Origin of the sequence: Staphylococcus carnosus (assembly GCF_900458435.1) — a bacterium.
Lineage (GTDB): Bacteria > Bacillota > Bacilli > Staphylococcales > Staphylococcaceae > Staphylococcus > Staphylococcus carnosus.
In genome coordinates, this window is the sequence record NZ_UHCT01000001.1 from 2,292,481 (window position 1) to 2,313,611 (window position 21,131).

General features: G+C 34.0%; 23 protein-coding genes and 1 pseudogene. 4 read left to right on the forward strand and 20 right to left on the reverse strand.

Annotation, left to right across the window (positions count from 1 at the left end):
- Nucleotides 1-45 precede the first annotated feature (45 nt).
- The gene (sarA, locus tag DYE31_RS11170) at nt 46-420 is read left to right on the forward strand and encodes a global transcriptional regulator SarA (protein ID WP_012664294.1); all 375 of its coding nucleotides are present in this window, start codon (nt 46-48) and stop codon (nt 418-420) included.
- A gap of 100 nt (nt 421-520) precedes the next feature.
- On the opposite strand, the gene DYE31_RS11175 is transcribed toward sarA, so the two are convergent.
- From DYE31_RS11175 to DYE31_RS11230, 12 genes are all read right to left on the reverse strand, one after another.
- Nucleotides 521-1,234 carry a hypothetical protein gene (locus DYE31_RS11175; RefSeq protein WP_012664293.1) on the reverse strand — a complete coding sequence of 238 codons (714 nt, stop codon included), beginning with the start codon at nt 1,232-1,234 and terminating at the stop codon, nt 521-523.
- Nucleotides 1,235-1,355: 121 nt separating this feature from the next.
- The gene (locus DYE31_RS11180) at nt 1,356-1,862 is read right to left on the reverse strand and encodes an SA0570 family protein (RefSeq protein ID WP_012664292.1); all 507 of its coding nucleotides are present in this window, start codon (nt 1,860-1,862) and stop codon (nt 1,356-1,358) included.
- Between the two features lie 165 nt (nt 1,863-2,027).
- Nucleotides 2,028-2,855, reverse strand: coding sequence for an alpha/beta fold hydrolase (locus DYE31_RS11185; protein WP_012664291.1), 828 nt, complete (start codon nt 2,853-2,855; stop codon nt 2,028-2,030).
- Complete coding sequence (locus tag DYE31_RS11190) at nt 2,830-3,573, reverse strand: HAD family hydrolase (RefSeq protein WP_012664290.1); 744 nt, start codon at nt 3,571-3,573, stop codon at nt 2,830-2,832. The genes DYE31_RS11185 and DYE31_RS11190 overlap by 26 nt, the downstream gene beginning before the upstream one ends.
- A gap of 79 nt (nt 3,574-3,652) precedes the next feature.
- Nucleotides 3,653-4,591, reverse strand: coding sequence for a FecCD family ABC transporter permease (locus DYE31_RS11195; RefSeq protein WP_012664289.1), 939 nt, complete (start codon nt 4,589-4,591; stop codon nt 3,653-3,655).
- A gap of 5 nt (nt 4,592-4,596) precedes the next feature.
- Nucleotides 4,597-5,499 carry an ABC transporter substrate-binding protein gene (locus DYE31_RS11200; protein ID WP_012664288.1) on the reverse strand — a complete coding sequence of 301 codons (903 nt, stop codon included), beginning with the start codon at nt 5,497-5,499 and terminating at the stop codon, nt 4,597-4,599.
- Nucleotides 5,500-5,630: 131 nt separating this feature from the next.
- On the reverse strand, nt 5,631-7,295 hold the full coding sequence (argS, locus tag DYE31_RS11205) for an arginine--tRNA ligase (protein WP_012664287.1): 1,665 nt from the start codon (nt 7,293-7,295) through the stop codon (nt 5,631-5,633).
- Between the two features lies 1 nt (nt 7,296).
- On the reverse strand, nt 7,297-7,713 hold the full coding sequence (locus DYE31_RS11210) for a YwiB family protein (protein WP_012664286.1): 417 nt from the start codon (nt 7,711-7,713) through the stop codon (nt 7,297-7,299).
- 160 nt (nt 7,714-7,873) lie between these two features.
- Nucleotides 7,874-9,064, reverse strand: coding sequence for an amidohydrolase (locus DYE31_RS11215; protein ID WP_012664285.1), 1,191 nt, complete (start codon nt 9,062-9,064; stop codon nt 7,874-7,876).
- Between the two features lie 486 nt (nt 9,065-9,550).
- Nucleotides 9,551-9,820, reverse strand: coding sequence for a Txe/YoeB family addiction module toxin (locus DYE31_RS11220; protein WP_012664284.1), 270 nt, complete (start codon nt 9,818-9,820; stop codon nt 9,551-9,553).
- Nucleotides 9,813-10,061 (reverse strand): type II toxin-antitoxin system Phd/YefM family antitoxin, encoded by a 249-nt coding sequence (locus DYE31_RS11225; RefSeq protein ID WP_012664283.1) that lies wholly within the window; start codon nt 10,059-10,061, stop codon nt 9,813-9,815. The genes DYE31_RS11220 and DYE31_RS11225 overlap by 8 nt, the downstream gene beginning before the upstream one ends.
- A gap of 339 nt (nt 10,062-10,400) precedes the next feature.
- Nucleotides 10,401-11,813, reverse strand: a complete 1,413-nt coding sequence (locus DYE31_RS11230) for an aminotransferase-like domain-containing protein (RefSeq protein ID WP_012664282.1) — start codon at nt 11,811-11,813, stop codon at nt 10,401-10,403.
- A 170-nt stretch (nt 11,814-11,983) separates the two neighbouring features.
- On the opposite strand from DYE31_RS11230, the pseudogene DYE31_RS13060 reads away from it, so the two are divergent.
- Together DYE31_RS13060 and DYE31_RS11240 are read left to right on the forward strand one after the other, a co-directional pair.
- Nucleotides 11,984-12,308: pseudogene (locus DYE31_RS13060) on the forward strand (fatty acid desaturase); the annotation flags it as partial.
- A 254-nt stretch (nt 12,309-12,562) separates the two neighbouring features.
- Nucleotides 12,563-13,180: a LysE/ArgO family amino acid transporter gene (locus tag DYE31_RS11240; protein ID WP_012664281.1), complete on the forward strand. Its 618-nt coding sequence runs from the start codon at nt 12,563-12,565 to the stop codon at nt 13,178-13,180.
- 183 nt (nt 13,181-13,363) lie between these two features.
- Here DYE31_RS11240 and DYE31_RS11250 read toward each other — a convergent pair whose 3' ends face one another.
- The 4 genes from DYE31_RS11250 to DYE31_RS11265 form a co-directional block, all read right to left on the reverse strand.
- Nucleotides 13,364-13,876, reverse strand: a complete 513-nt coding sequence (locus DYE31_RS11250; RefSeq protein ID WP_012664280.1) for a YwhD family protein — start codon at nt 13,874-13,876, stop codon at nt 13,364-13,366.
- Between the two features lie 68 nt (nt 13,877-13,944).
- On the reverse strand, nt 13,945-15,243 hold the full coding sequence (locus tag DYE31_RS11255; protein ID WP_012664279.1) for an HD domain-containing protein: 1,299 nt from the start codon (nt 15,241-15,243) through the stop codon (nt 13,945-13,947).
- Between the two features lie 42 nt (nt 15,244-15,285).
- A complete protein-coding gene (locus DYE31_RS11260; RefSeq protein WP_012664278.1) occupies nt 15,286-15,762 on the reverse strand; it encodes a GNAT family N-acetyltransferase in 477 nt (158 codons plus the stop codon).
- A 211-nt stretch (nt 15,763-15,973) separates the two neighbouring features.
- Nucleotides 15,974-16,540, reverse strand: coding sequence for a flavodoxin family protein (locus tag DYE31_RS11265; RefSeq protein ID WP_012664277.1), 567 nt, complete (start codon nt 16,538-16,540; stop codon nt 15,974-15,976).
- Nucleotides 16,541-16,810: 270 nt separating this feature from the next.
- Between DYE31_RS11265 and DYE31_RS11270 the strand changes: the two genes are divergently transcribed.
- A complete protein-coding gene (locus tag DYE31_RS11270) occupies nt 16,811-17,044 on the forward strand; it encodes a hypothetical protein (protein WP_012664276.1) in 234 nt (77 codons plus the stop codon).
- Nucleotides 17,045-17,311: 267 nt separating this feature from the next.
- On the opposite strand, the gene DYE31_RS11275 is transcribed toward DYE31_RS11270, so the two are convergent.
- The 4 genes from DYE31_RS11275 to mvk all read right to left on the reverse strand — a co-directional run bounded on the left by DYE31_RS11275 (nt 17,312) and on the right by mvk (nt 20,865).
- Nucleotides 17,312-17,656 (reverse strand): YuzB family protein, encoded by a 345-nt coding sequence (locus DYE31_RS11275; RefSeq protein ID WP_012664275.1) that lies wholly within the window; start codon nt 17,654-17,656, stop codon nt 17,312-17,314.
- A gap of 210 nt (nt 17,657-17,866) precedes the next feature.
- Nucleotides 17,867-18,943 (reverse strand): phosphomevalonate kinase, encoded by a 1,077-nt coding sequence (locus DYE31_RS11280; RefSeq protein ID WP_012664274.1) that lies wholly within the window; start codon nt 18,941-18,943, stop codon nt 17,867-17,869.
- A complete protein-coding gene (gene mvaD / locus DYE31_RS11285) occupies nt 18,940-19,935 on the reverse strand; it encodes a diphosphomevalonate decarboxylase (protein WP_012664273.1) in 996 nt (331 codons plus the stop codon). The genes DYE31_RS11280 and mvaD overlap by 4 nt, the downstream gene beginning before the upstream one ends.
- A 6-nt stretch (nt 19,936-19,941) precedes the next feature.
- Nucleotides 19,942-20,865 carry a mevalonate kinase gene (gene mvk / locus DYE31_RS11290; protein ID WP_012664272.1) on the reverse strand — a complete coding sequence of 308 codons (924 nt, stop codon included), beginning with the start codon at nt 20,863-20,865 and terminating at the stop codon, nt 19,942-19,944.
- Nucleotides 20,866-21,131 lie beyond the last annotated feature (266 nt).

Genomic DNA, 21,131 nt, shown 5'->3' on the forward strand with positions numbered 1-21,131 from the left:
TTATTAATAAATATAGGGAACTGTTATAATAAGGGAGGATTACACATGGCCGTTTCTAAAATTAAAAATTCATCTGATTTACTAGTTATGGTAACTTATGCAGATAAAATGAAAAGTATCATTAAGAAAGAATTCTCAATCAGTTTTGAAGAATTTGCTGTTTTAACTTTCATCAGTCAATCTGATGACAGCGAATACTATCTTAAAGATATTATCAACCACTTAAACTACAAACAACCACAAGTTGTTAAAGCAGTTAAAAATCTTTCTCAAGAAGATTACTTCGATAAAAAACGTAACGAACAAGATGAAAGAACAGTCTTAATTTTAGTTAATAGCAAACAACGCGAAAAAATTAATGAGTTATTAAACAGAATTAATGAACGCATTGTAAAAGCTAACAAAGAAGTTAAAATCTAATTCTATTTTATTGGGGACTTTCAACTAATGCTTGAAAGTCTTTTTTTATATGCAAATGAGGTCGAAATCCAACTAGATTTTAGTTGATTTCGACCTCATTTCATTTATCTCTTGTGGATAGTCTAATAGAGTAATAAATAATTACCGCTAAAATCAATACCCAAATAAGAACTGTACCTATTTGCGCTGCATTAGGATTGACGATGACTGCATCAATTGTTTTTTGTGTTAATAATAATCCTATACCTGTAAACTCCAATCGCTTATAGTATAGTCCTGCAATACTAATGATGATTCCAGCAAAAAACACAAATATATGCGCATATTTTGTAACAACAAATACGCCTAAATCAATATTGAATGCATGTAATCCTACTAATACTGCAGCGATGATAATAATCATCCATCCTAATAATACATCGATTCGATTACTGTAAAGATAGTTTTTCTTCACAATCCTGAAGTAAATCATAACCGTTGCCGGTAAAACAAGCAGACAATAAATAATAGACAACCCAGTTGCTGCTTGAAATGGAACAAACTGCTTATCATATAAATACGAAATCAAAAGAAAGTTTACGATAAAAAATAAAATCGGATTGAGTTGAAGACCGAATAAGTTACGTTGTATAGTCAAAATAATTTCAGCTGGAGCTTTACGTCGATACTCAATATAATCTTCATCTTTTGCTTCCGATTTATGCAGATCTTCTCTTAAATTCTCTTTAATATCATCAATCATATTAGGAGAAAGGCCTTTATAATTAAAATAATCGCCAATATTTTCCAATAAAATTTTATCATTCGGTCGCATAAGGAGTCTCCTTTAAATTTGCTATCTCTATCAATTTATCATTTCACAGATAATTTTTCTACTTTAGAAATTTAAAAGGGTTGCTGAATTCTGTTTGTTCAGCAACCCTTACTATTATTTATTATTTTTCAATATCAATACGATAAAGTTTTAAGTTTCTATCTTTTGGAGATTCTGTACCAAATTGATAAACAGTTTTTCCATCTTTAACATAACCGAAGTTGCCTGTTCTATCATCGTAATGATAACGCCATTTAACAGTATTACCTAATTGGTGGCGTACTTCTTTGAATGTAGGTCCATCAGGTTTATTGTATTCCATTGAAATACGTTTTATTACACCATGGTCTTTTTGACCATCTGCAGTAACAATCATAAAGCCTTTAGAAGTTTTAAACTCATAATAATGCTCAGTTTTATCAGGTTTGTAAGAATATCCAGTCGCTTTTTGTGTTTTTAAGACATCTTGGATGTTTTCTCCCAATCTCACACCTTCTAGTGATTGATCACCATGGTGGATTTGTTGAACATTTTGAATGGTATTGCCAGATGCTGCGTCTGCTTGGCTCATACCTAAACCAGTGATGACTGTTGCAGAAACGATAGCTGCTGATAATATTTTTTTCATAAGCACTAACTCCTTTGTAATCTATATTTCTGTATCTTGTGCTTTACTTAATTTTACTATACCCTGAAATAGTATTACAGTAATCAGTCTGAAGTTGTAACTTTTTGTAATATTTTTCAATTTTGTGTCATTTCATTAATCTTTAAATAATGAGTTTAATTAATATTATTTATTTGAAGTATGAAGCCTTTTTTGTTCATCATTCATTACTTCCTTAACATTAAAGAAAGCTGTAACCACTTCTAAAAAACTTCTCATTTCTTCAGCCATCGGATATAAGCCAGATTGTTTAAATGTTTCTAATTGTGCATCTGGAATTTCATGTAAAAATGTTTCGATATCTTCTGATGTAGAGCGTTCATCATATTTACCTGCTATAATCAATGTCGGAGCTTTGACTTCATTTAATTCTAAACCGATATGATCTCTCGTAAATGATTGTTTTACAGCATTCTTTTCATAATCTGTCATGAGACCAGTTGTATCTGCAATATTTTTCGAGAATTTTTTAATTTTTTTCAATGATCCATAAGTATGTTTATCTAAAAACTTCTCTTGTTTCTCATCTTCCCAAGTTCTGATTTTATCAGCATATTTTTTAAACAAACGTTCAGCGGGCAATTCCTTTTGAACAGTTGTTGGATTAACTAATACAAGTCCATCTGTATATTCTGGATGCTTAACAGCAAAGTCTGCTGCGATGGAAGCACCTAATTCTTGGCCGATAAAAAAGGCATGACGAATGTATAAGAAATCCATCAATTCTTTAACATCTGAAGCATATGTTTCAAAATCAATATGCAGCGGTTTGTCAGAAAAACCATGGCCTCGTAAATCAATTAATACAATTTGATATGAACTTGATAGTTTTTCAGCAATTTGATTGAAAATGGAATAATTTTCAAATGCAGAATGTATCATTACTATAGGTTGGCCGCTTCCCATTGTTTCATAATTAAGTGCTGTATCATCTTTCGTCGTATATAGTTCCATTTGCCTCTTCACTCTCCTCAGGGTTAGGTGCTTCATCTGGAAGTAATTCCAATAATTCTTCAAGTGTTGAAATTTCATAATCCACTTCATGTTCTTCAGGTGCTAACTCAACTTCTTCATCTTCATGATTAAACCATACACTTACCATTCCCATCGCTCTTGCTGGTGCTACATCATTCAATGCATCATCACCAACATACATCACTTCTTCTGCTTTTACACCTAATTGCTCAATGATATCCTCAAAGATTCTAGGATGCGGTTTTCTAAAACCGACCATTTCAGATGTAGATAAAAAATTGATATATGACAAAATACCTAAACTGTCTAAGCGATATTGTTTAATATGAGATTTACCATTTGCAATAACACCTATTAGGTAACCCCTCTGCACTAAACGCTCTAGGGTATATTGTGTATCATGATAAGGGAAAACATAGCGATAAAAATGCATCTCAAAATCAGAAAATAAATCCTTCCAAGATAAGCGATCGATATGAAATCGTTTAATGATGGCTTTATACAATTCGGGCTTATCATGGTCTTCATCATCATCTAATTCAATAAACTGTTTTTTATAATCTTGAGCTTGAACGTGTACTAAATAATCATGAAAACGTTCATACTGCTCTTCTATAAATTTATCTCTCGATTTTTTACGATCCAACAACGTACCTTCTAAGTCAAAGACAACTGCTTTAATTCCTTCTAAACTCATAGCTTCTTCTCTCCTATAAATTGCGTGCATGAGCATGCTTTAATCTTTTATTTTCTCTTTTTAAAAAAGATTAACTCTTCTAACGCGGCTGTGTCGCTAATAAATACCCCAAAACCGGAATACCTAATAATGCGAGAATAATACTTGCTGGTATTTCAGTCGGCACAAGAAGTTGTGCTCCTAAACTATCCGCTAATACCATAACCGTTCCTCCAATCATACCATTCAACAGTAATTGACCGCCAAATTTAAAGTGGTAAGTTCTGCGTATCAATTGAGGAACAATCATGCCGATAAAACCTATAATGCCCGTATAAGAAATAATTACTGCAGTCATGATAGAAGCAATGGCCAACACGCTGTACATCACTTGCGTTACATTTAAACTCAAAGATTGTGCTTTTAAAGTACCGACTTGCAATAATTTGATTTTCGGAAGCAGCAACACCAGCAATACAATGCATACAGCTATAACAGGTGCTATCACTGCTACTTCACGCATTTCTGCTGCTGAAAATCCTCCAAACATATACATCACTATATTTTTAAGTCGACGTTCGTCTAATAAAACTAATAAATAAAGAAAAGCATTGAACAGTGCACCTATCATAATGCCTGATAAAATCAGTGCACGCATCGGATAACCTTTAGACATGATTGTTGTTAATACGAGTACAATTATCAGCGTTAAAACACTCGCTATCATCGATGCAAGCGGTATCCATAAACTTGTTAATCCAACAAAAACTGCAATTGCCGAACCTAAGACAGAACCGCTCGCAAGTCCAAGCGTTAAGCTGTCTGCAAGCGGATTATTTAATACTGTCTGAAACATTTGTCCAGCAATTGAAAGACCGATACCGGCTAATAATGCTTCTAACATTCTCGGTAAACGTACTTCAAATAAAATACTGTTATTTAAAGGATCTGACCAACTGCCAAGATGCCATAAAAGACTGATTGCAATACTGCAAATAAGCGCAATCATCCAACCCAAAATGATTTTTTTATCTCTCATATCATTTATTCATAACGGTAAATCGCATCACGCAACTCTTTCAGCCCTTGATCAATACGTGGACCTGGACGTGAAATTTTGTCGCCATCCACCGCTTCTACTCTTCCTTTCTTCACTGCTTCTAAATCTTCAAAGCCGCCGCGTTTACGAATGACTTTCAAATATTCTGAGCGTGAAATACCTTCTGTAGTGATTAATACATTCGGATTCTTTTTAATAATACTTTCCTTACTTACTTTCTTCCAACCCGTAATGTCTTTAAAACTATTTTCTGCATTCAACTTCTCTAACATATAATTAAAGAATGTACTTTTCCCCGCTGTATAAATTTCAGGTTCATGTGAAACTTCTAAAAAGACAGTCGGTTTCTTCTCATGCTTTGGTACATCTTTCAATACCGCATCGACACGATGTTTTGTATCATAAACCAATGTACTGGCTTGAGATTCACGGCCAGTGACTTTGCCGACTTGTTTAAAAGTATCATAAATTTCATCTAACGTTTTCGCATCTTTAATATATACAACTTTAACACCTTTATCTTTTAAAGATTGCAGTACTTTTCCATCCATTCCTTTTTGCGATTCATGCGCAACAATCAAATCTGGTTTAGCTTTTAATAACTGCTCTTTATTCAACTTCATCGCGTCAAACTTCTGCTTATGTTTTACATCATTCGGATAATCATCAACAGTTGAGACACCCACAATGTCATCACCGAGACCAAGTTGATATAAAATTTCAGTATTACTAGGCATCAACGAAATAATACGATGATACTTAGGTTTAGACTTTTGAGCATTCTCAGCTTTGTCCTGATTGTCCTTCTTATCTGTTTTCGTTGGCGCAGAACACCCTGCAGCAATTAAGATAATGACGATTAAGAAAACCCATAATTTTTGTTTCATTTGTTTCTCCTATTATTTTATTGTATTGTAAATCTCATTTTAGCATATTTGAGAAGAGTTGAAATAGGGAGTTTGACAAAAGAAAACATAAAAAAAGAAGCACATTAAAAGTGCTTCTAGAGAATACAGTTTTACATATTATGCGGTGCAGATACACCTACTAAAGCTAATGCATTACGTAAAGTAATTTGTACAGCTGCAATCATTGAAACATAAGCTTGTGTTTTCTTTTCATCATCTGTTAAAACTTTGTCAGCATTATAGAATTTATGGAATGCTGATGCTAGTTCTTGGATATAATTTGTAACACGATGTGGTGCACGATGTTCTGCAGCACTTTCAATCATCGGTTCGAATTCAGCTACTTTTTTCAATAGATCAATAGCTTTATCGTTCGTAATCACACTGAAATCAGCATTTTCAGAAGGTGTGATACCGCGTTCACCAGCTTGTTTTAAAATTGAAGAAATACGCGCATGTGCATATTGTGCATAGTACACAGGGTTTTCTGCTGAATTTTCTTTTGCTAATTCCATATCGAAGTCAAAATGTGTATCTGGGCTGCGCATTGTTAAGAAATAACGCGCTGCATCAATACCGACTTCATCCATGATTTCACGAAGTGTAATCGCATTACCAGTACGTTTACTCATTTTCACTTCTTCGCCATCTTGCATTAAACGTACCATCTGCATAATTTGAATTTCCAAACGATCTGCGTCAATACCATATGTTTCAACAGATGCTTTCAGACGGTTGATATAACCATGATGGTCTGCACCAAATAAATTAATCAAGATATCTTGGCCGCCGTCACGATGGAATTTGTCATAGTGATACGCAACATCTGGTAAGAAATAAGTGTAAGAACCATCTTTTTTAATAATGACACGGTCTTTATCATCATTAAAGTCTGTTGTACGTAACCAAGTCGCACCATCTGCTTCATACGTATAACCATTTTCTTTCATTAATTCTAATACTTTTTTGATTTCACCTTTATCATACAGTGTTGTTTCACTGAACCAGCCATCAAAGTGCGTATTGAAATCAGCAAGGTCTTTTTTCAGTTTTTCCATTTCGTAGTCAACGCCTAGTTGTCTAAAGACTTTCAATCTTTCATCTTCAGGCAAATCTTTCAACTCAGGACGTTTTTCTGCTAAATCTTTACCAATATTTATAATATCTTTACCGTAGTAACCATCAGCAGGAAGTTCTGTTTCTTTGCCCATTGCTTGGTCATAACGCGCTTCAATAGAATGTGCTAAATTCGTAATTTGATTACCCGCATCATTAATGTAATATTCACGTGTCACATCATAACCTGCTGCATCTAAAATATTACTTAAAGTATCACCGACCGCTGCGTTACGTGCATGTCCGATATGCAAGTCGCCAGTTGGGTTAGCTGAAACATACTCAACTAATACTTTTTGATGTTTCGGGTCTTCATTACGTCCAAAGTCTTTATCTTTTTCTAAGGCTTCTGGAATTACTGCTGTTAAATATTGATTATTAAGGTAGAAATTAATAAAACCAGGACCTGCAATTTCAATTTTTTCAACATTTGCTTTAGATTTATCTAAATGGTCCACAATCGCTTGTGCGATTTCATGTGGATTGCGTTTTGCAATTTTAGTAAGTACCATCGCAATGTTTGTTGAGTAATCCCCATTTTTAGGGTCTTTCGGAATTTCCACTTTGACTTCAGGAACTTCTTCTGCAAGTCCAGCGGCTTTAACACTTGCTGTGATTTCTTCAATTAATGTTTGTTTGACTTGATCAATAATATTCACTTTATGTCAGCTCCTTATAGGTAATTTGATAAAGGTAGGTGTCCATTTTTTCTTCATCTTGAAAAAGTTCATAACGAATTTTGAGTTTCGACATTTCTGGTTGTATAAAATGATTAATGCTTAATGTGCGTACAGTTAATGGGATTTTACCTGCAGGGATTTCATATAAAGAAACTGTATCTTTCCCTTCAACAAAATGCAGATTTTGTTTAATCACTCCACTGCGCATTAATTTAACTTCACCGTCTTGAATTTTCAATGTGACATGAATCGTAATATCTTCAATTTGTTCGTCATAACGAATATATTCAACTTGACGCTTTTCTTGCCAAGTACCATTCGTTTCGTATTCAAACTCATCTGTTTCTCCATCGCGTTTGATCACTTGCAACGTTTGGATGCGGATATTCTGGTCCAATTGACGCACTCACCCTATTCTTTAATTTTGAATTAATACACATCATTATATCATATATATACAGGGCATACAGTGATGAAATTCACACCGTATGCCCTGATTTTAAAGTTATTTTTAAATTTTAGAAGTGCTTTTTGAATCCACTTCTTCACTTACTTCATTATTTTTCATCCTCTTGATTCAAATAATCTAAAACTACCGTACCAACTGCTTCTGCAGCTGACATCATAGACGTTTCACTGATATTGAATTTCGGATGATGATGCGGATAAACATCACCTTCTTCAGGTTCTGCGCCTGCAAAAATAAAGGCACTCGGCAATTCTTTCGCATAATAAGCAAAGTCTTCTGATGGCGGCCATGGGGCACAACGTTCTACTTTCTTAATCGCATCATGTTCTGAATCCTTCAGCGTATCTGCGACATATTCTGTAAAGTCCGGATCATTGTATAACGCTGGATAGTCATCTACAAACTCATAATCACATGTCACACCGAATGTATGCTCAAGTCCATCTACAATGCGTTCTAGTTCATCTGCTATTTTATGTTTAGTCTCATCATTCAGCCCACGGACATCTCCTTCAATTTCTACTTTATCTTTAATAACATTAAATTGTCCTTTGGCATCAAATGAACCGATAGATACCACACCTGTTTCAAAAGGACTCAAACGACGAGAAATCACAGTTTGGACTGTTGTTACAAAATTAGCACCTGCTACAATAGCATCATTAGCAGCATGTGGGGATGAACCATGACCGCCTTGGCCATGAATCGTTAATTTAAAATATGCACGTCCTGTCTGCACATAGCCTTCACGATAATAAATCGTACCACGTTCTCCATTACTCATCACATGCACACCTAACACATGATCGACACCATCTAACACACCATCGCGAATCATACCAAGTGCTCCTCCTGGCGGCATTTCTTCAGCTGGTTGGTGAATCACAACAACTTTCCCTTTGAATTGATCTTTCATATCAATTAATGTATCTGCTAACGTCAGCATATAAGCTGTATGTGCATCATGACCGCACGCATGCATCACACCTGGATTTTCAGATGCAAACGGCAACCCTGTATCCTCTTCAATAGGTAAAGCATCAAAGTCAGCACGAATCGCAATGGTTTTCCCTGGTTTTCCGCTATCGATTGTAACTTTAACGCCATTATCACCTACATTGGTTTCTACTTCACAATCTTTTCCCTTATAAAAATCCGCAATATACTTTGGTGTTTCTACTTCTTTAAAAGATAGTTCAGGATGCGCATGCAAATAACGGCGCATTTCCACCATTTTATCTTCTTTTTCTTTAAGTCTGCGAATTAATTCTGAACTCATTCTCCCCACTCCTTGTATATAAGATAATATTCCAATTTACAAATGTTCAATAATTAAAATTATTCTGATAATTAATACTATCACTGTAACATATTCAGTTAAAATATGGTGTCATTTCACTTGATATATGAGAAGTATTTCACCTAATAAATGAGAAAAAGGGGACCGGGATATTAATGTTCTAGAATACCGAAAAAAGGACGATTTTCACAATTAAAAATGAAAATCATCCTTTTTAAAAAACATGTACGATAACATTAACAATAAAACAATAAAAATTGTAATAATGATGTAAATAAGTTTAATTTTATTCCCTATTAATCTATCTCACCTATCAGTTAATATAAATTATTTTTATTTTTATCTCTTTCTTTCTTTTTTTTGATTAATATTGGTGAAAATAATAAGAGTAAAATAAGGAACTTTGACATATTAAAAAACTCCTTTGAATTATAGGGGCTGGGAAATAATTCCAGTCCTTTTTCTTTATTGATAATGATACTTGCATGAAGCAGCTAAAATTGATTCACTTGTTACTTTATATACTAATCTGTGATCTTGTGTGATACGTCTGCTATACCAACCACTGAAACCACCTTTTAAACGTTCTGGCTTACCAATTCCATCTAACATGCCATCACGATCAATACTTTTAATCAATTGATTGATTTTCTTCCAAACTTTTTTATCTTGAGTTTGCCAATTTTTATAATCTTCAAATGCTTCAGGAGAAAATGAAATATTTAATTTACTCATCTATTTCTACCTGAACAGAATCGCCTTTTTCTAGTTGTTCAATTGAACGTTTGAGATGTGCAGCGTTAGCTGGGTTTTGTTGTAAGTAAAGAGTCTCCATTATTGCATTATAATCAGTTTCAGACATTAAAACGGCGTTTTCTTCATTTGTTGTGATGGTAATAGCTTCACTGTTTTCATTTACTTGTTTAATTAAACTTCTAAAGTTTTTTCTAGCATTTGAGTATGTTTCAACAGCCATTATTATCATCTCCTTAAAATTATTGTACCACAAGCTGTACAATTTACTAAGATAATTCCTTAGTTTACTTCTTTTTGTTGTTCAGCTAAGTCAGAGCGTTCATTAAACTTACTTTCTATCTCTTCTACTGTTGCACCTCTGATGTGCTTAAAAACTCTATTTCACGTCCTCTATTATGTACTGCACCCCTAAAGTTGAACCTGAAAAATTCAACTTTTGGAGTTCATTACATACTCGTGACAGTGAGGGAATTGATGTATATAATACATGAAAGCTTTTGTTAATTATTTATAACGCTGGTTAGTAAGAAATACAAAATAAAAGAACTTATAAAAAAATTTAATCGCGAATTTTATTAATAATGTTGCTCAATTTTTTCAAACTTCGATTAATATCACTTTCGTCAATATATGAATATGAAAAGCGGATGTAGTTTTTGTAGTTCGAATCATATATCTCTCCAGGTTGTATGAGTAAGTTTTCTTTTACAGCTTCATTAAACAAAGTTTTTACATTTATTGATATGGAGAATTCAAACCAAATGTAAAAGGACCCCCTAGGATCATCCCAACTACCGTACATTGATAGATGCTCTTTTAAAGCTTCAGTAAATATGTGTTTACGCATTTCTAATTTTACTTTTAATTCATTTATATGTTTTTCATGGTAAGTATTTAGCCATTTTGTTGCAATATGCTGCGATATAGAACTAGCCCCATAGTCATTTTGCATTTTCAAATCAGATAAGTGACGAATTACATTTTTATTTGCTACTATCCATCCGATACGAAGACCAGGACTTACTGTTTTAGATAAACTACCTAAATATAAAACATTATCACTGTTTTTTAAAGACTTCATTGGAACTTGTTTATTCGCATTAAACCACAAATCAGAATATACTCCATCTTCCACGATAGGTATTCCATTTTTTTGACATTGATCTATAATTTTTTGCTTTTGTTCTTTAGTATAAGTATTTTGAGTAGGATTATGCAGAGTTGGTATGCAATAAAATATACTATTTTTATAGTCTCTACTCATTTTAAATATATTATTGATATTTCTCTTTATATAGTTAATTGATAAAGGTACCATCTGAGATCTAATGTTATGCCAAGTATGTATGGAATTAATATAAGAAGGTGTTTCAATAATTATTTTAGATTGAGGAATTAACAGTCCATCAGCTATTAGTTTTAATCCTTGAATAGCACCAGAAGTGATACATATATTATCAATATCACATGTGACTCCTCTTTTTTTCATATACTCTACTATTTCTAATCTAAGCGCTATTTTTCCTTTTGGTTCCTCGTAGTTCGTTTGTATAGAATCTTCAATACTATTTGATATTATTTCTTTGAATAAATGATTGGGAATTAATTTTGGAGATAACTCTCCCGTACCCAGACGTAGAATATCGGGGTTAAATTCTAGTTCATTAATTCTTTGGATATAATATTGGTTATTTTTAGACATACTGTTCTCTATATAATTTTGCCACTGAATATTACTTGTAATATGAGCATTCCATTTATATCGAGATACATAACCCCCCTTTTTTTCGATTGATTCTAAAATTCCATAACTTTTCAAAATATCTATTGCCTGTATAACTGTAGATCTATTCACATTATAATATTTAGAAATTTCTCTTTGAGAAGGTAATTTATCTCCAGGTGATAAGACCCCATTATCAATTTTATTAATAATATCATCCATTATCATTTTATACTGGAATTTATTCATATTTAATCTCCTTAAATCTGGTTGGAATTTTATTTTTAATCTGGTAGGTTTTTAAAATTTTAGACTATTATATCATAAAAGTGAAAGGAGGATTTTAGACAGAACAAGGAATAGAAACAGTATGGTTTTCTAAGGAAAAGTAAAATCTTTTATAAAAAAATAATAACCATATAATTTCCACGTTAGTTTTTAATTGGTTGGTGATTTTTGGAAATGCGTATTCAGATATATACAAGTAGTAAATTTGTTTATCTCTTTAGCATTATTATAATCGGGAGCCTAATGCGAGCTTTTGATAATTTAATGTATGAAGCATGTCATCGTTCATTATTTACAAATAAATTTCGTAATAAATGGATTACTTGTATTTTTGTAGCATTTCCTATTTTTACAAGTTTTACTACATATTGTAATTCCCATTTTCAGCATCATAGAAATTTGTGGGATGATAAAAATGATTCTGATTCAAAAAGATATCGTATTGCTAGACTAGAAATATTTATAGATGTTTTGATACCAGCATCTATAGTATTTAATTTCTGAATATACCTTATTAATTTTTGCTTCATCATTTATGCCTTACTATTACTCATTATATTTTGAATAAGACACGTATTATATTGATACGATATAAAAATTTTAAAGAAGTACGTCTTTATATATATATCTTCAAGACGATACTACCAGGGTTTTATGATGTAGCAAAATTATTTGTATACCTAATAACAAAATGAAAGAGAGTTAATACTATGTTACAACCGATTGTACACGGAATTCTATTAGCACTAGGATTAATTCTACCGTTAGGAGCACAAAATGTTTTTGTATTTAATCAAGGAGCTAATCAAACGAAATTTGCAAAAGCTTTACCAGTCATAATAACAGCTGGACTATGCGATACATTTTTAATAACAATTGCAGTTTTAGGTGTTTCACTGATTTTAATGTCTTTACCTATTTTACAGTTGGTTATTTACATTATAGGTCTTATATTTTTATTATACATGGCTTGGTCTTTGTGGAATGAAAAGCCAAATAATTTAGAAAATCATAACTCTATGAGTGCTAAAAAGCAAATTGGTTTTGCTTTATCTGTATCGCTATTAAATCCTCATGCAATTATGGATACAATAGGTGTTATTGGAACAAGTGCTTCTGTTTATTCAGGGACAGAAAAATTATTGTTCAGTATTTCTACTATTATGGTTTCATGGATATGGTTTATTTCATTAGCTATATTAGGGAAAACATTAGGCTCTATAGATAAGACGGGCAAATATATAATAATTTTAAATAAAATATCTAGTGTTATTGTTATTATAGTTAGTTTGATTATTGTGAAAAACATTTTACATTTAATCTTTTGATATAAGGAAGTATTTCTATGTTCTGAAATGATATTTAAAGAAAGTGCAAAATACTCAAAAATAAAAATGATTAATAAGAAGCATTGTGTTTTTACTCATAAATAAAGCATCCCCAAAGTCGAATTTTTCAAATTCGACTTTGGGGATGCAATATAATTTTGCCGAGAGATTTATCTTAATATATTATTTTTCATGTAATGCAGATTTCAACTCATCACTAGAGTTATTCCACATTTCAATATCATGATTTTTCAAGAATTCACGGATAATCTCAATATTTTCATCACCGATATGATCAATGACAACTTTATGTTTCATAGATTTATCCATCATATTTACATGTTCTGGCATGCTCTTATAACCGCGGCGGATTTTCTTATTAACCATTAAATAACATGCAGTCAAACCTGCATAGTAAGCACCTTGTTCGCCACGTTCAGTCGTTACCCAGCATAACCAATATTCTTTAGCTTCTGGACCTTCAACAGTTTCTTTATCAGTAATCCATTTCACACCTTTTTCAACATCAGCACGTGCATGCATCGCACCAATATCGATAAATGCTTCTTTAGATTGTAAATCTATAAACACGGGTGCAACGTTATCTAAACTGATTGCCCCGATATTTGTCCCTTTATGGCCGTCAAGTGGGTCATTTTTAATAATGTTGAATTTAAAACCTTTATTCTCTGACAAGTGTACACCTCCACTAATTTTCAATGCTATTTTACTGTATCATTTGCGCTATTTCTAACACAATATAATTAATTGAGTTCGTTTAAAATACTGAGAATACGCTCACGTATCACATCATCTTCAATATTATAAATCAGCTCTTTAGGGAAATATAATTTATAATCTTGTCTATTAATACCGGTAATGCTCTGAATCACCATAGATTGACTGCTGATTTCCCGTATTTTCCCGTTACGCTGCAGCAAATGAATCGGCTGGCGGTTAGAGCCTGGTCGGTCATAATCATAAGGCAAATCAGAAAATGATTCGCTGACAAAATAGGAGTCAGGATTAATCCCAGCTTCTTCAAACAGTTCTCTGAGTTCATTCATTGTAATAATAGAACCATCAAACGGCAGAAACTTAAACAAGTCCCGATTAATAAAACGACGCGCTAAATCACTTAAAATCGGGTCGCGTTCTTTAATCCACTCTTTTAAGTAATAAAGAACGACTGCTTCATCCAAATCTACATATTGCTCAATCGTCATCGTGCCTTCAAAGAATGGTATGAAATCAGTAGGGAAACGTTCGAACTCATATCCGTCTTGATATAGTTCTTTGGCACGTTTCAATGTGTTATTCAATAATACTTCCCCACCTCTGCTGACAGGGTGGAAATAAATCTGCCAATACATTTGATAACGACTCATTATAAAATTCTCTACTGCGTGCATACCGCTTTCTTTAATCAAAACCTCATCTTTTGTCGGACGCATTAAACGTAAAATACGTTCCATATCAAATTTGCCGTAAGACACACCTGTAAAATAAGCATCACGTTGCAAGTAATCCATTCTATCCGCATCAATTTGTGATGAAATCATAGAAATAACAAGTTTGTTTTGATGCGTCTTATTAATAACATCTGCGACTTCTTGCGGGAAAGTCGGTGATACACGGCTCAACACTTCATTGACCTCAGTGTCGCCTGTGATAATCGCTTGTGTAAAAGCTTCATGGTCTGTATCAAATATTTTTTCAAAGCTGTGAGAAAATGGACCGTGACCTAAGTCATGCAATAAAGCTGCACATAATGCGAGTGGTCGATCCGCATCATCCCAAGCCTCTCTCCCTCTGAATGATTCATCTATAATTCGTCGTACAATTTCATAAACACCCAGAGAATGGCCGAAACGGCTATGTTCAGCCGTATGGAATGATAAATAAAGCGTGCCGAGCTGTTTAATTCGACGCAAACGTTGGAATTCTTTTGTTTTAATCAAGTCCCAAATCACTTGGTCTTTCACATGGATATATCGATGAATCGGATCTTTGAATACTTTTTCTTCAAATAATTTTTTGGTGCCGTAATTTGTCTCTGCCATCCGATTCCCTCCTTGTATCATATATTTCTGCAGCCAGATAGATTAAAATGCTTTTTTCATTAAAGCTAAGTTCATGACTTCACCATACATTTCATGATGGTATGCGCGTACTAATTCAAAACCTTGTTGGCGATAATATTCAACACCTTCAGTGTTTTGATTATCTACTTCAAGATAAACTGCATCATATTGTCCTTTGAAATGTTCTAATCCTGCATTCAGCAAATCTGTTCCGTAACCTTTACGTTGAGAGGCTGGTCGCACATAATGTGCAGATAAGAATAATTCGCTGCCATTTATAAAGTTTGCGAACCCGACAATTTCTCCATCTTCTTCTGCAACAAGAAAGAGCTGGTCGTTCAATCTTTTTGTTAAATGCTGTTCGTTATATGAAGCTGCTAACAATTCATTAACTGTTCTCGCAGCATAGATATTTAAATACGTATTATACCAAGCTTTAGTTGCGACATCTCTAATGCCCACGACATCTGCTGGTGTTGCTTCTCTTACTTTTCGCATGGCAATTTCTCCCCTTACATATTTCAAAATAATGATTTTATTATATCATAGGTGATACTAGATTCGTTTGAAAATAGCACTGTTAAGCCCTATTAAACGATATTTCCTATTACTATTCTCTTCCCTAAACTTAAAGATGCTAAAGGTAGTGTTCAGCAGAGGTTGCAGTTCATTATCAAAAAAGCCGCTGACATGGCAGCAGCTTTTATATCTATTTTGTTTTTTGCAATTTCTCTTCTTTGCTTTTTAATTCTGCATTCCATTTTTCAGCGATATTCACTGCATATGTATCTTTCAGAATGTCGCCTGGGGCATTGGCATTGCCGATTAAGTAATCTTTTAAAGCCGCACCTAAAAATTCAAGACTATATTCCATTTGATGCATACAAGGTCTTGCTTTGATTTTCGGACAATCTCCGCCAACTAGAATCAAACGGAATTCAATTTGCGCCATTTTTTCTTTGAAATCTTTATAATTTTTGTCTCTTAATGTTTCAGACCAATGATCAATAAATGCTTTCATTGAAGCAGAAACGCTATACCAATATACAGGTGATACAAATAATACCGTATCACTTTTTAATACCTGGTCTATAATTTGTTTATAATCATCTGTATAATCTGTAATCACTTCTCCATTATGTCTCACGTCTCTGACTGGGTCAAAATGGTATTTTGTAAGATCAATCCAGTTATAATCTAAATCTTTTAAAACTATTTTCGCTAATTCTGCTGAGTTCCCTTCTGGTCTGCTGCCTCCGAATAAAACTGTAATCATATGAACATGACGCTTCCTTTCTCAATATAAACACAATTTAATACACTTTTTTCATACCCTATCCAAAATAAAATTGGTAACGTTTACAATCACTCTATTATTATAGGCTACTTCATCTTAATATACCATTTTGATGAATCTTGCATTAATTTTTTGTAAAAATATTGAATAGATTTGTTTAAGAGTGGGTATTTAACCTTTATAAGCAATAAAAAGTACAATACTTAATTTAGGTGTTGATACTAAAAAATTTAAAAAGGTGATTATAATATGGATGATACGAGCTTTGGTAACATTTATATTGACTCCCAACCTGTGACATTAGATTGGGACACTTTAGTAACCGATGAATCCGAAATGGAAGTCGATGGCATCCCACCTTCTTTAATTGATATGTGGGTAAGTAAGAAACAATTAATTCCATCTTACACAAAGGACAATTTGCGTCACTTCTATACTAAAGATGTGCTGAATGCTTGTCGCTCATATGTGAAAGTTTATTAAGGTTTACAGTTAGCTCACATGTGAATTTGTCGATATAGAAAGGACCATGCGATATTTTTGTTTATAAATTATAGAAACAGAATCTGAATTACTTCGTTTTGAAAGACTACTCGCGTAATTACAGATTCTGTTTCTTTATTTTTGTATTTTAGTGAATGCTTCAAAATGTACTACCCTGATTTTATATAAGATGATGCATTATTTCATCAAAAAATCCCTGTACTCTCTGTAGCCTGCTTTAAAAGGAGAACACTAGGGATTTTTCTGTTAGGCTTTCGTTTGCTTACGCTTTGCTAATTTTTCTTTTAGTTTTCGATCTTGTTCTTCTTTACGACGTTTACGTTCTTCATTACGTTTGCGCAAACGTTCTTCTTCTTCTGGGTCGCGTGGTTTTTGAAGTTGTTTTTCAACTTTTTCCATCAATTCGTCTTCTGTCAATGCTGCAAGAGGACGGTTGTTCACGAAAGCGAATGTCTTTCTGCGACCTGGACCGCAGTATGATTGGCAGCCAATCTCAATTTCAGCTTCTGGGTCTAATTTTTTCAACTTTCTTTCTAGAGATTTGCAATTTACTGCTTGGCAATCATCACAAATCAGGAATTTGTTTTGCACTGCTATGTCCACCTCTCTTTATTTATCTTTAAAGTTATCTATTATTTTCGTTATTCATTCAATTTCAACTTTATCTATTTTACCCTTTTTCCGTAAAATTTCAAGGGCGAATTCTGCACAATTCAGTTGTGTGGTTGTTTCTCAGGCTTTCCATGAAAAAAACTGTCTTTCCCGCGTGTGCACCTTTTCGCGGTTAGACAGCTTTTTGTATTATTGACCTTGATAAACGTGGAAAGGCAATGGTTTGATTTCTGATGCTCTCCAACTTTTATAAATAGAAGCGCGTTCAGTGTGATCACCTGTAATTGCGATACCGCAATCTCCGCCGCCTGCGCCTGATGTTTTTGCAGCTGCGCCGTATGTTTCAGCGATATCACACAATAATTTTAATTGCGGTGTTTCAATGTCGACGTTTGCTTCTTTATCCATTTGCTGAATGATTGAACGGTTACGACGAATCATTGATTGTACACCTTTTAAATTATTTGTTTTGAATGCATAAATTAAACGTTCTACACATGATTGCGATTGTTCTAGGAAACGGCCATAAAAATCAGGATCTGATTTTAAACGTTTTACTTCGCTTACTAGGTAAGGCGATGAAGCTGGAGAGCCTGTCCAGCCGATTAAGACTTCCATGTTTTCAGGGGCTTGAAGTGGTTCTGTATAGAGACCTGGCCAGTTTTTCTTCACAACTTCTGCAACCGAGGATGTTTCAATTTGCTGCATCACCCAGTCATGGTCAAATGTGCTGTATGCGAGCCATCCTGTAAAGACACTCACTGCAATATCACCGCACGAACTTAGACTTTGTAATTTCATATTGGCAATCACAGCTAATTTATAGATATTCAAATTCGCTAAATCAAGTTCATAAAATTCGTTCAATACTTTTATGACAGACACAAGAACAGCTGCACTTGAACCTAGACCATACTTATGGCCCGAAACATCATCTAAATTACTATCAATAACCAAATCAAAATGCTTCAATGCTTTGCCACAACTTTTGGCATATTGCTCAAATACTTCAACTGCTGTAATGACATATTTGAGTTGATTTGCTGCATTTGTATCAGAAACGACAATATGATCTTCTTCCCTTTGGAAAGAAATAGGTTCATGGTGAAGTGTTTTTGAGTGGATTGTACCTTCAGCGACTGAAGCCTCTTCTATAGTAGCAGTGACAAAACGATCCACAGCAATTAATACTGATTTGTACCCTGGTTCTGTCACAGCATATTCTCCCGCGATGTATAATTTACCTGGAGCTTTGACTTGAATCATAATGCATCTTCCTCGTTAAGAATTTCAACACCTGTACCGATGTTGCTGGCGATAATTTGTTCTGGATCAAAGTATGAAGTAAGCTTGTCTATCACAGCTTGCTGATCTTTCTTTTGAACTAAGACTTTTACATTAGGACCTGCATCCATTGTAAAATAAGCAGGAATACCAGCTTCACGGCAATCATGAACAAGAGACATTGCTTCGTAACTATCTGAAACTAAGTATGTAAATGGCGGTTCAGCACCTAAATTAGTAGCGTGCATTCGTAATCCATTTGCTTCGAAAACTTCACCTAAACGTTTGAAATCTTTGTCTTTAATGGCTGCTTTTGCCTCTTCAATATCTGCTTCAACACGATCTAACCAATATTGATAAAAGCGAGATGTGTTGCGGGTTAATGACATACCTGCACGGCTTTTCACTTTTTTAGATTTATTATTAATCACTACAAAAATCATCGAAAGCTCATCTTCCCAATGTTCAGCATCAATCGGGTGACTGTATGAAGAAGCATCATCGTGTCCTTTTTCCCATTCAGCAAAGCCGCCGAAGATGCTTCTGCATGCAGAGCCCGAACCGCGTCTTGCGAGTCTCGATAAATCTTTATCTGAAAGTCTCATTTCCAGAGCTTCATTACAAGCAGCTGCAAGTGCTGCAAAAGCGCTGGCAGAAGAAGCTAATCCTGCCGCTGTAGGAACGAAATTAGTACTATCAATGCTTGCTTTTGTATGCGTACCTGCTTGTTTTCTCACTATATCTAAGTAAGCAGATATTTTTTGAGTTTCTTTTTCATTTGCTTTTTCACCATTTAAAAAGAAAGTGTCTTCTTCGAATGTTGGATCAAAGGTTACACGTGTTTCTGTATAGAATTTATCTAAAGTCAAAGAAATACTATTATTCATTGGAATAATCAGTGTCTCATCTGCTTTTCCCCAGTATTTGATCAGCGCAATATTGGTATGCGCTCTCGCTTTGCCAGTTTTCGCCACTTTGAATTACCCTCCTAAACTCTCTATCCAAGTATGATGTGCGCCTGCTTTAGTCACTGCATTTACCACTTTTTCAGCTGTCGCATAATCTTTCACGAGTGTAATGACACTTCCGCCTCGACCACTTCCTGTCAATTTCCCTGCAACCGCTCCAGCTTGTTTTGCTGCATTCAGCAATTTATCTATTTTAGGGTGACTAACAGTTAAAGTTGCTAAGTATGATTGACATTCATTAAATATTTCAGCAAGCGCATCAAAGTTACGCATATTAATTGCTTGGTTTGCAGAATAAACTAATTGTCCAATACGGTCTATAAACTGTTTATTCTCTTTATTATTGTTTACTAATTCATGCACATCACGTACAGCCTCTTTGGTATTCCCTTTTATGCCAGTATCTAAAACTACCATGTATCCAGGAATACGTAATGATTCTAAAGAAGTAAATACGCCCTTTTGGAACCATGTCGGCTGATTTGAAACAATCGTTTGTGCATCTATGCCGCTAGGTTTCCCATGTGCAATCATTTCAGCCCAGTTCACATGCTCAATTAATTCTTCATCACTCAAAGGTTTATCTAAAAAATCAAATGCCGCTCTTGTAAAGGCTACGGCTACTGCTGCACTTGATCCTAATCCTCTAGATGGCGGTAATTTCGCCTCGATTTTAATCATAATCGGTGATTCAATATGACTTTCTGCTTCAAATCTGCTGATTAATGCATGAAGGTGTTCAGGCGCATGTTCAACTTCCCCCTCATATACATCACTTATCATCGTTGAAACAGCTAATTCAGGCATTTCTGCAATTTCTACTTTCACTTTCCCAGAAGAAAAAGGAATAGCTATTGCAGGTTCTCCAAATGTTACTGCATGTTCACCGACTAATATAATTTTACCATTTGATTCTCCGTAGCCTGTTCGTGTCATATTCTCATCACCTTCAACACTTTCCCGAATTTCTTGAAGTATATCTGCATATCAATTGCACGCTAAAACAGCCAGCCATTCTCTTTATGGACTGATAGATGGCTAGATATATTCTTAACTGAATGCATTTTTCTTATATACATATTGTCTTTATATACTCTGTTTATTTTAAACATTTTGCTTATATATTACTATAAATTTTTGGAAATTGTTTAAATACCGTCTTATTATAGCTTATCTTTCATTTAATTTTATCCTACTTTAGG

Excerpts from the sequence above, each read along its gene's own strand:
- DYE31_RS11240 (WP_012664281.1), top strand. The coding sequence starts at position 12,563 with ATGTTACAACCGATTGTACACGGAATTCTATTAGCACTAGGATTAATT.
- DYE31_RS11190 (WP_012664290.1), bottom strand. The coding sequence starts at position 3,573 with ATGAGTTTAGAAGGAATTAAAGCAGTTGTCTTTGACTTAGAAGGTACG.
- DYE31_RS11195 (WP_012664289.1), bottom strand. The coding sequence starts at position 4,591 with ATGAGAGATAAAAAAATCATTTTGGGTTGGATGATTGCGCTTATTTGC.
- DYE31_RS11255 (WP_012664279.1), bottom strand. The coding sequence starts at position 15,243 with ATGGCAGAGACAAATTACGGCACCAAAAAATTATTTGAAGAAAAAGTA.
- DYE31_RS11180 (WP_012664292.1), bottom strand. The coding sequence starts at position 1,862 with ATGAAAAAAATATTATCAGCAGCTATCGTTTCTGCAACAGTCATCACT.
- DYE31_RS11200 (WP_012664288.1), bottom strand. The coding sequence starts at position 5,499 with ATGAAACAAAAATTATGGGTTTTCTTAATCGTCATTATCTTAATTGCT.
- DYE31_RS11175 (WP_012664293.1), bottom strand. The coding sequence starts at position 1,234 with ATGCGACCGAATGATAAAATTTTATTGGAAAATATTGGCGATTATTTT.
- DYE31_RS11270 (WP_012664276.1), top strand. The coding sequence starts at position 16,811 with ATGGATGATACGAGCTTTGGTAACATTTATATTGACTCCCAACCTGTG.
- DYE31_RS11225 (WP_012664283.1), bottom strand. The coding sequence starts at position 10,061 with ATGGCTGTTGAAACATACTCAAATGCTAGAAAAAACTTTAGAAGTTTA.
- DYE31_RS11220 (WP_012664284.1), bottom strand. The coding sequence starts at position 9,820 with ATGAGTAAATTAAATATTTCATTTTCTCCTGAAGCATTTGAAGATTAT.
- DYE31_RS11230 (WP_012664282.1), bottom strand. The coding sequence starts at position 11,813 with ATGAATAAATTCCAGTATAAAATGATAATGGATGATATTATTAATAAA.
- sarA (WP_012664294.1), top strand. The coding sequence starts at position 46 with ATGGCCGTTTCTAAAATTAAAAATTCATCTGATTTACTAGTTATGGTA.
- DYE31_RS11215 (WP_012664285.1), bottom strand. The coding sequence starts at position 9,064 with ATGAGTTCAGAATTAATTCGCAGACTTAAAGAAAAAGAAGATAAAATG.
- DYE31_RS11185 (WP_012664291.1), bottom strand. The coding sequence starts at position 2,855 with ATGGAACTATATACGACGAAAGATGATACAGCACTTAATTATGAAACA.
- mvk (WP_012664272.1), bottom strand. The coding sequence starts at position 20,865 with ATGACACGAACAGGCTACGGAGAATCAAATGGTAAAATTATATTAGTC.
- DYE31_RS11260 (WP_012664278.1), bottom strand. The coding sequence starts at position 15,762 with ATGCGAAAAGTAAGAGAAGCAACACCAGCAGATGTCGTGGGCATTAGA.
- DYE31_RS11265 (WP_012664277.1), bottom strand. The coding sequence starts at position 16,540 with ATGATTACAGTTTTATTCGGAGGCAGCAGACCAGAAGGGAACTCAGCA.
- DYE31_RS11280 (WP_012664274.1), bottom strand. The coding sequence starts at position 18,943 with ATGATTCAAGTCAAAGCTCCAGGTAAATTATACATCGCGGGAGAATAT.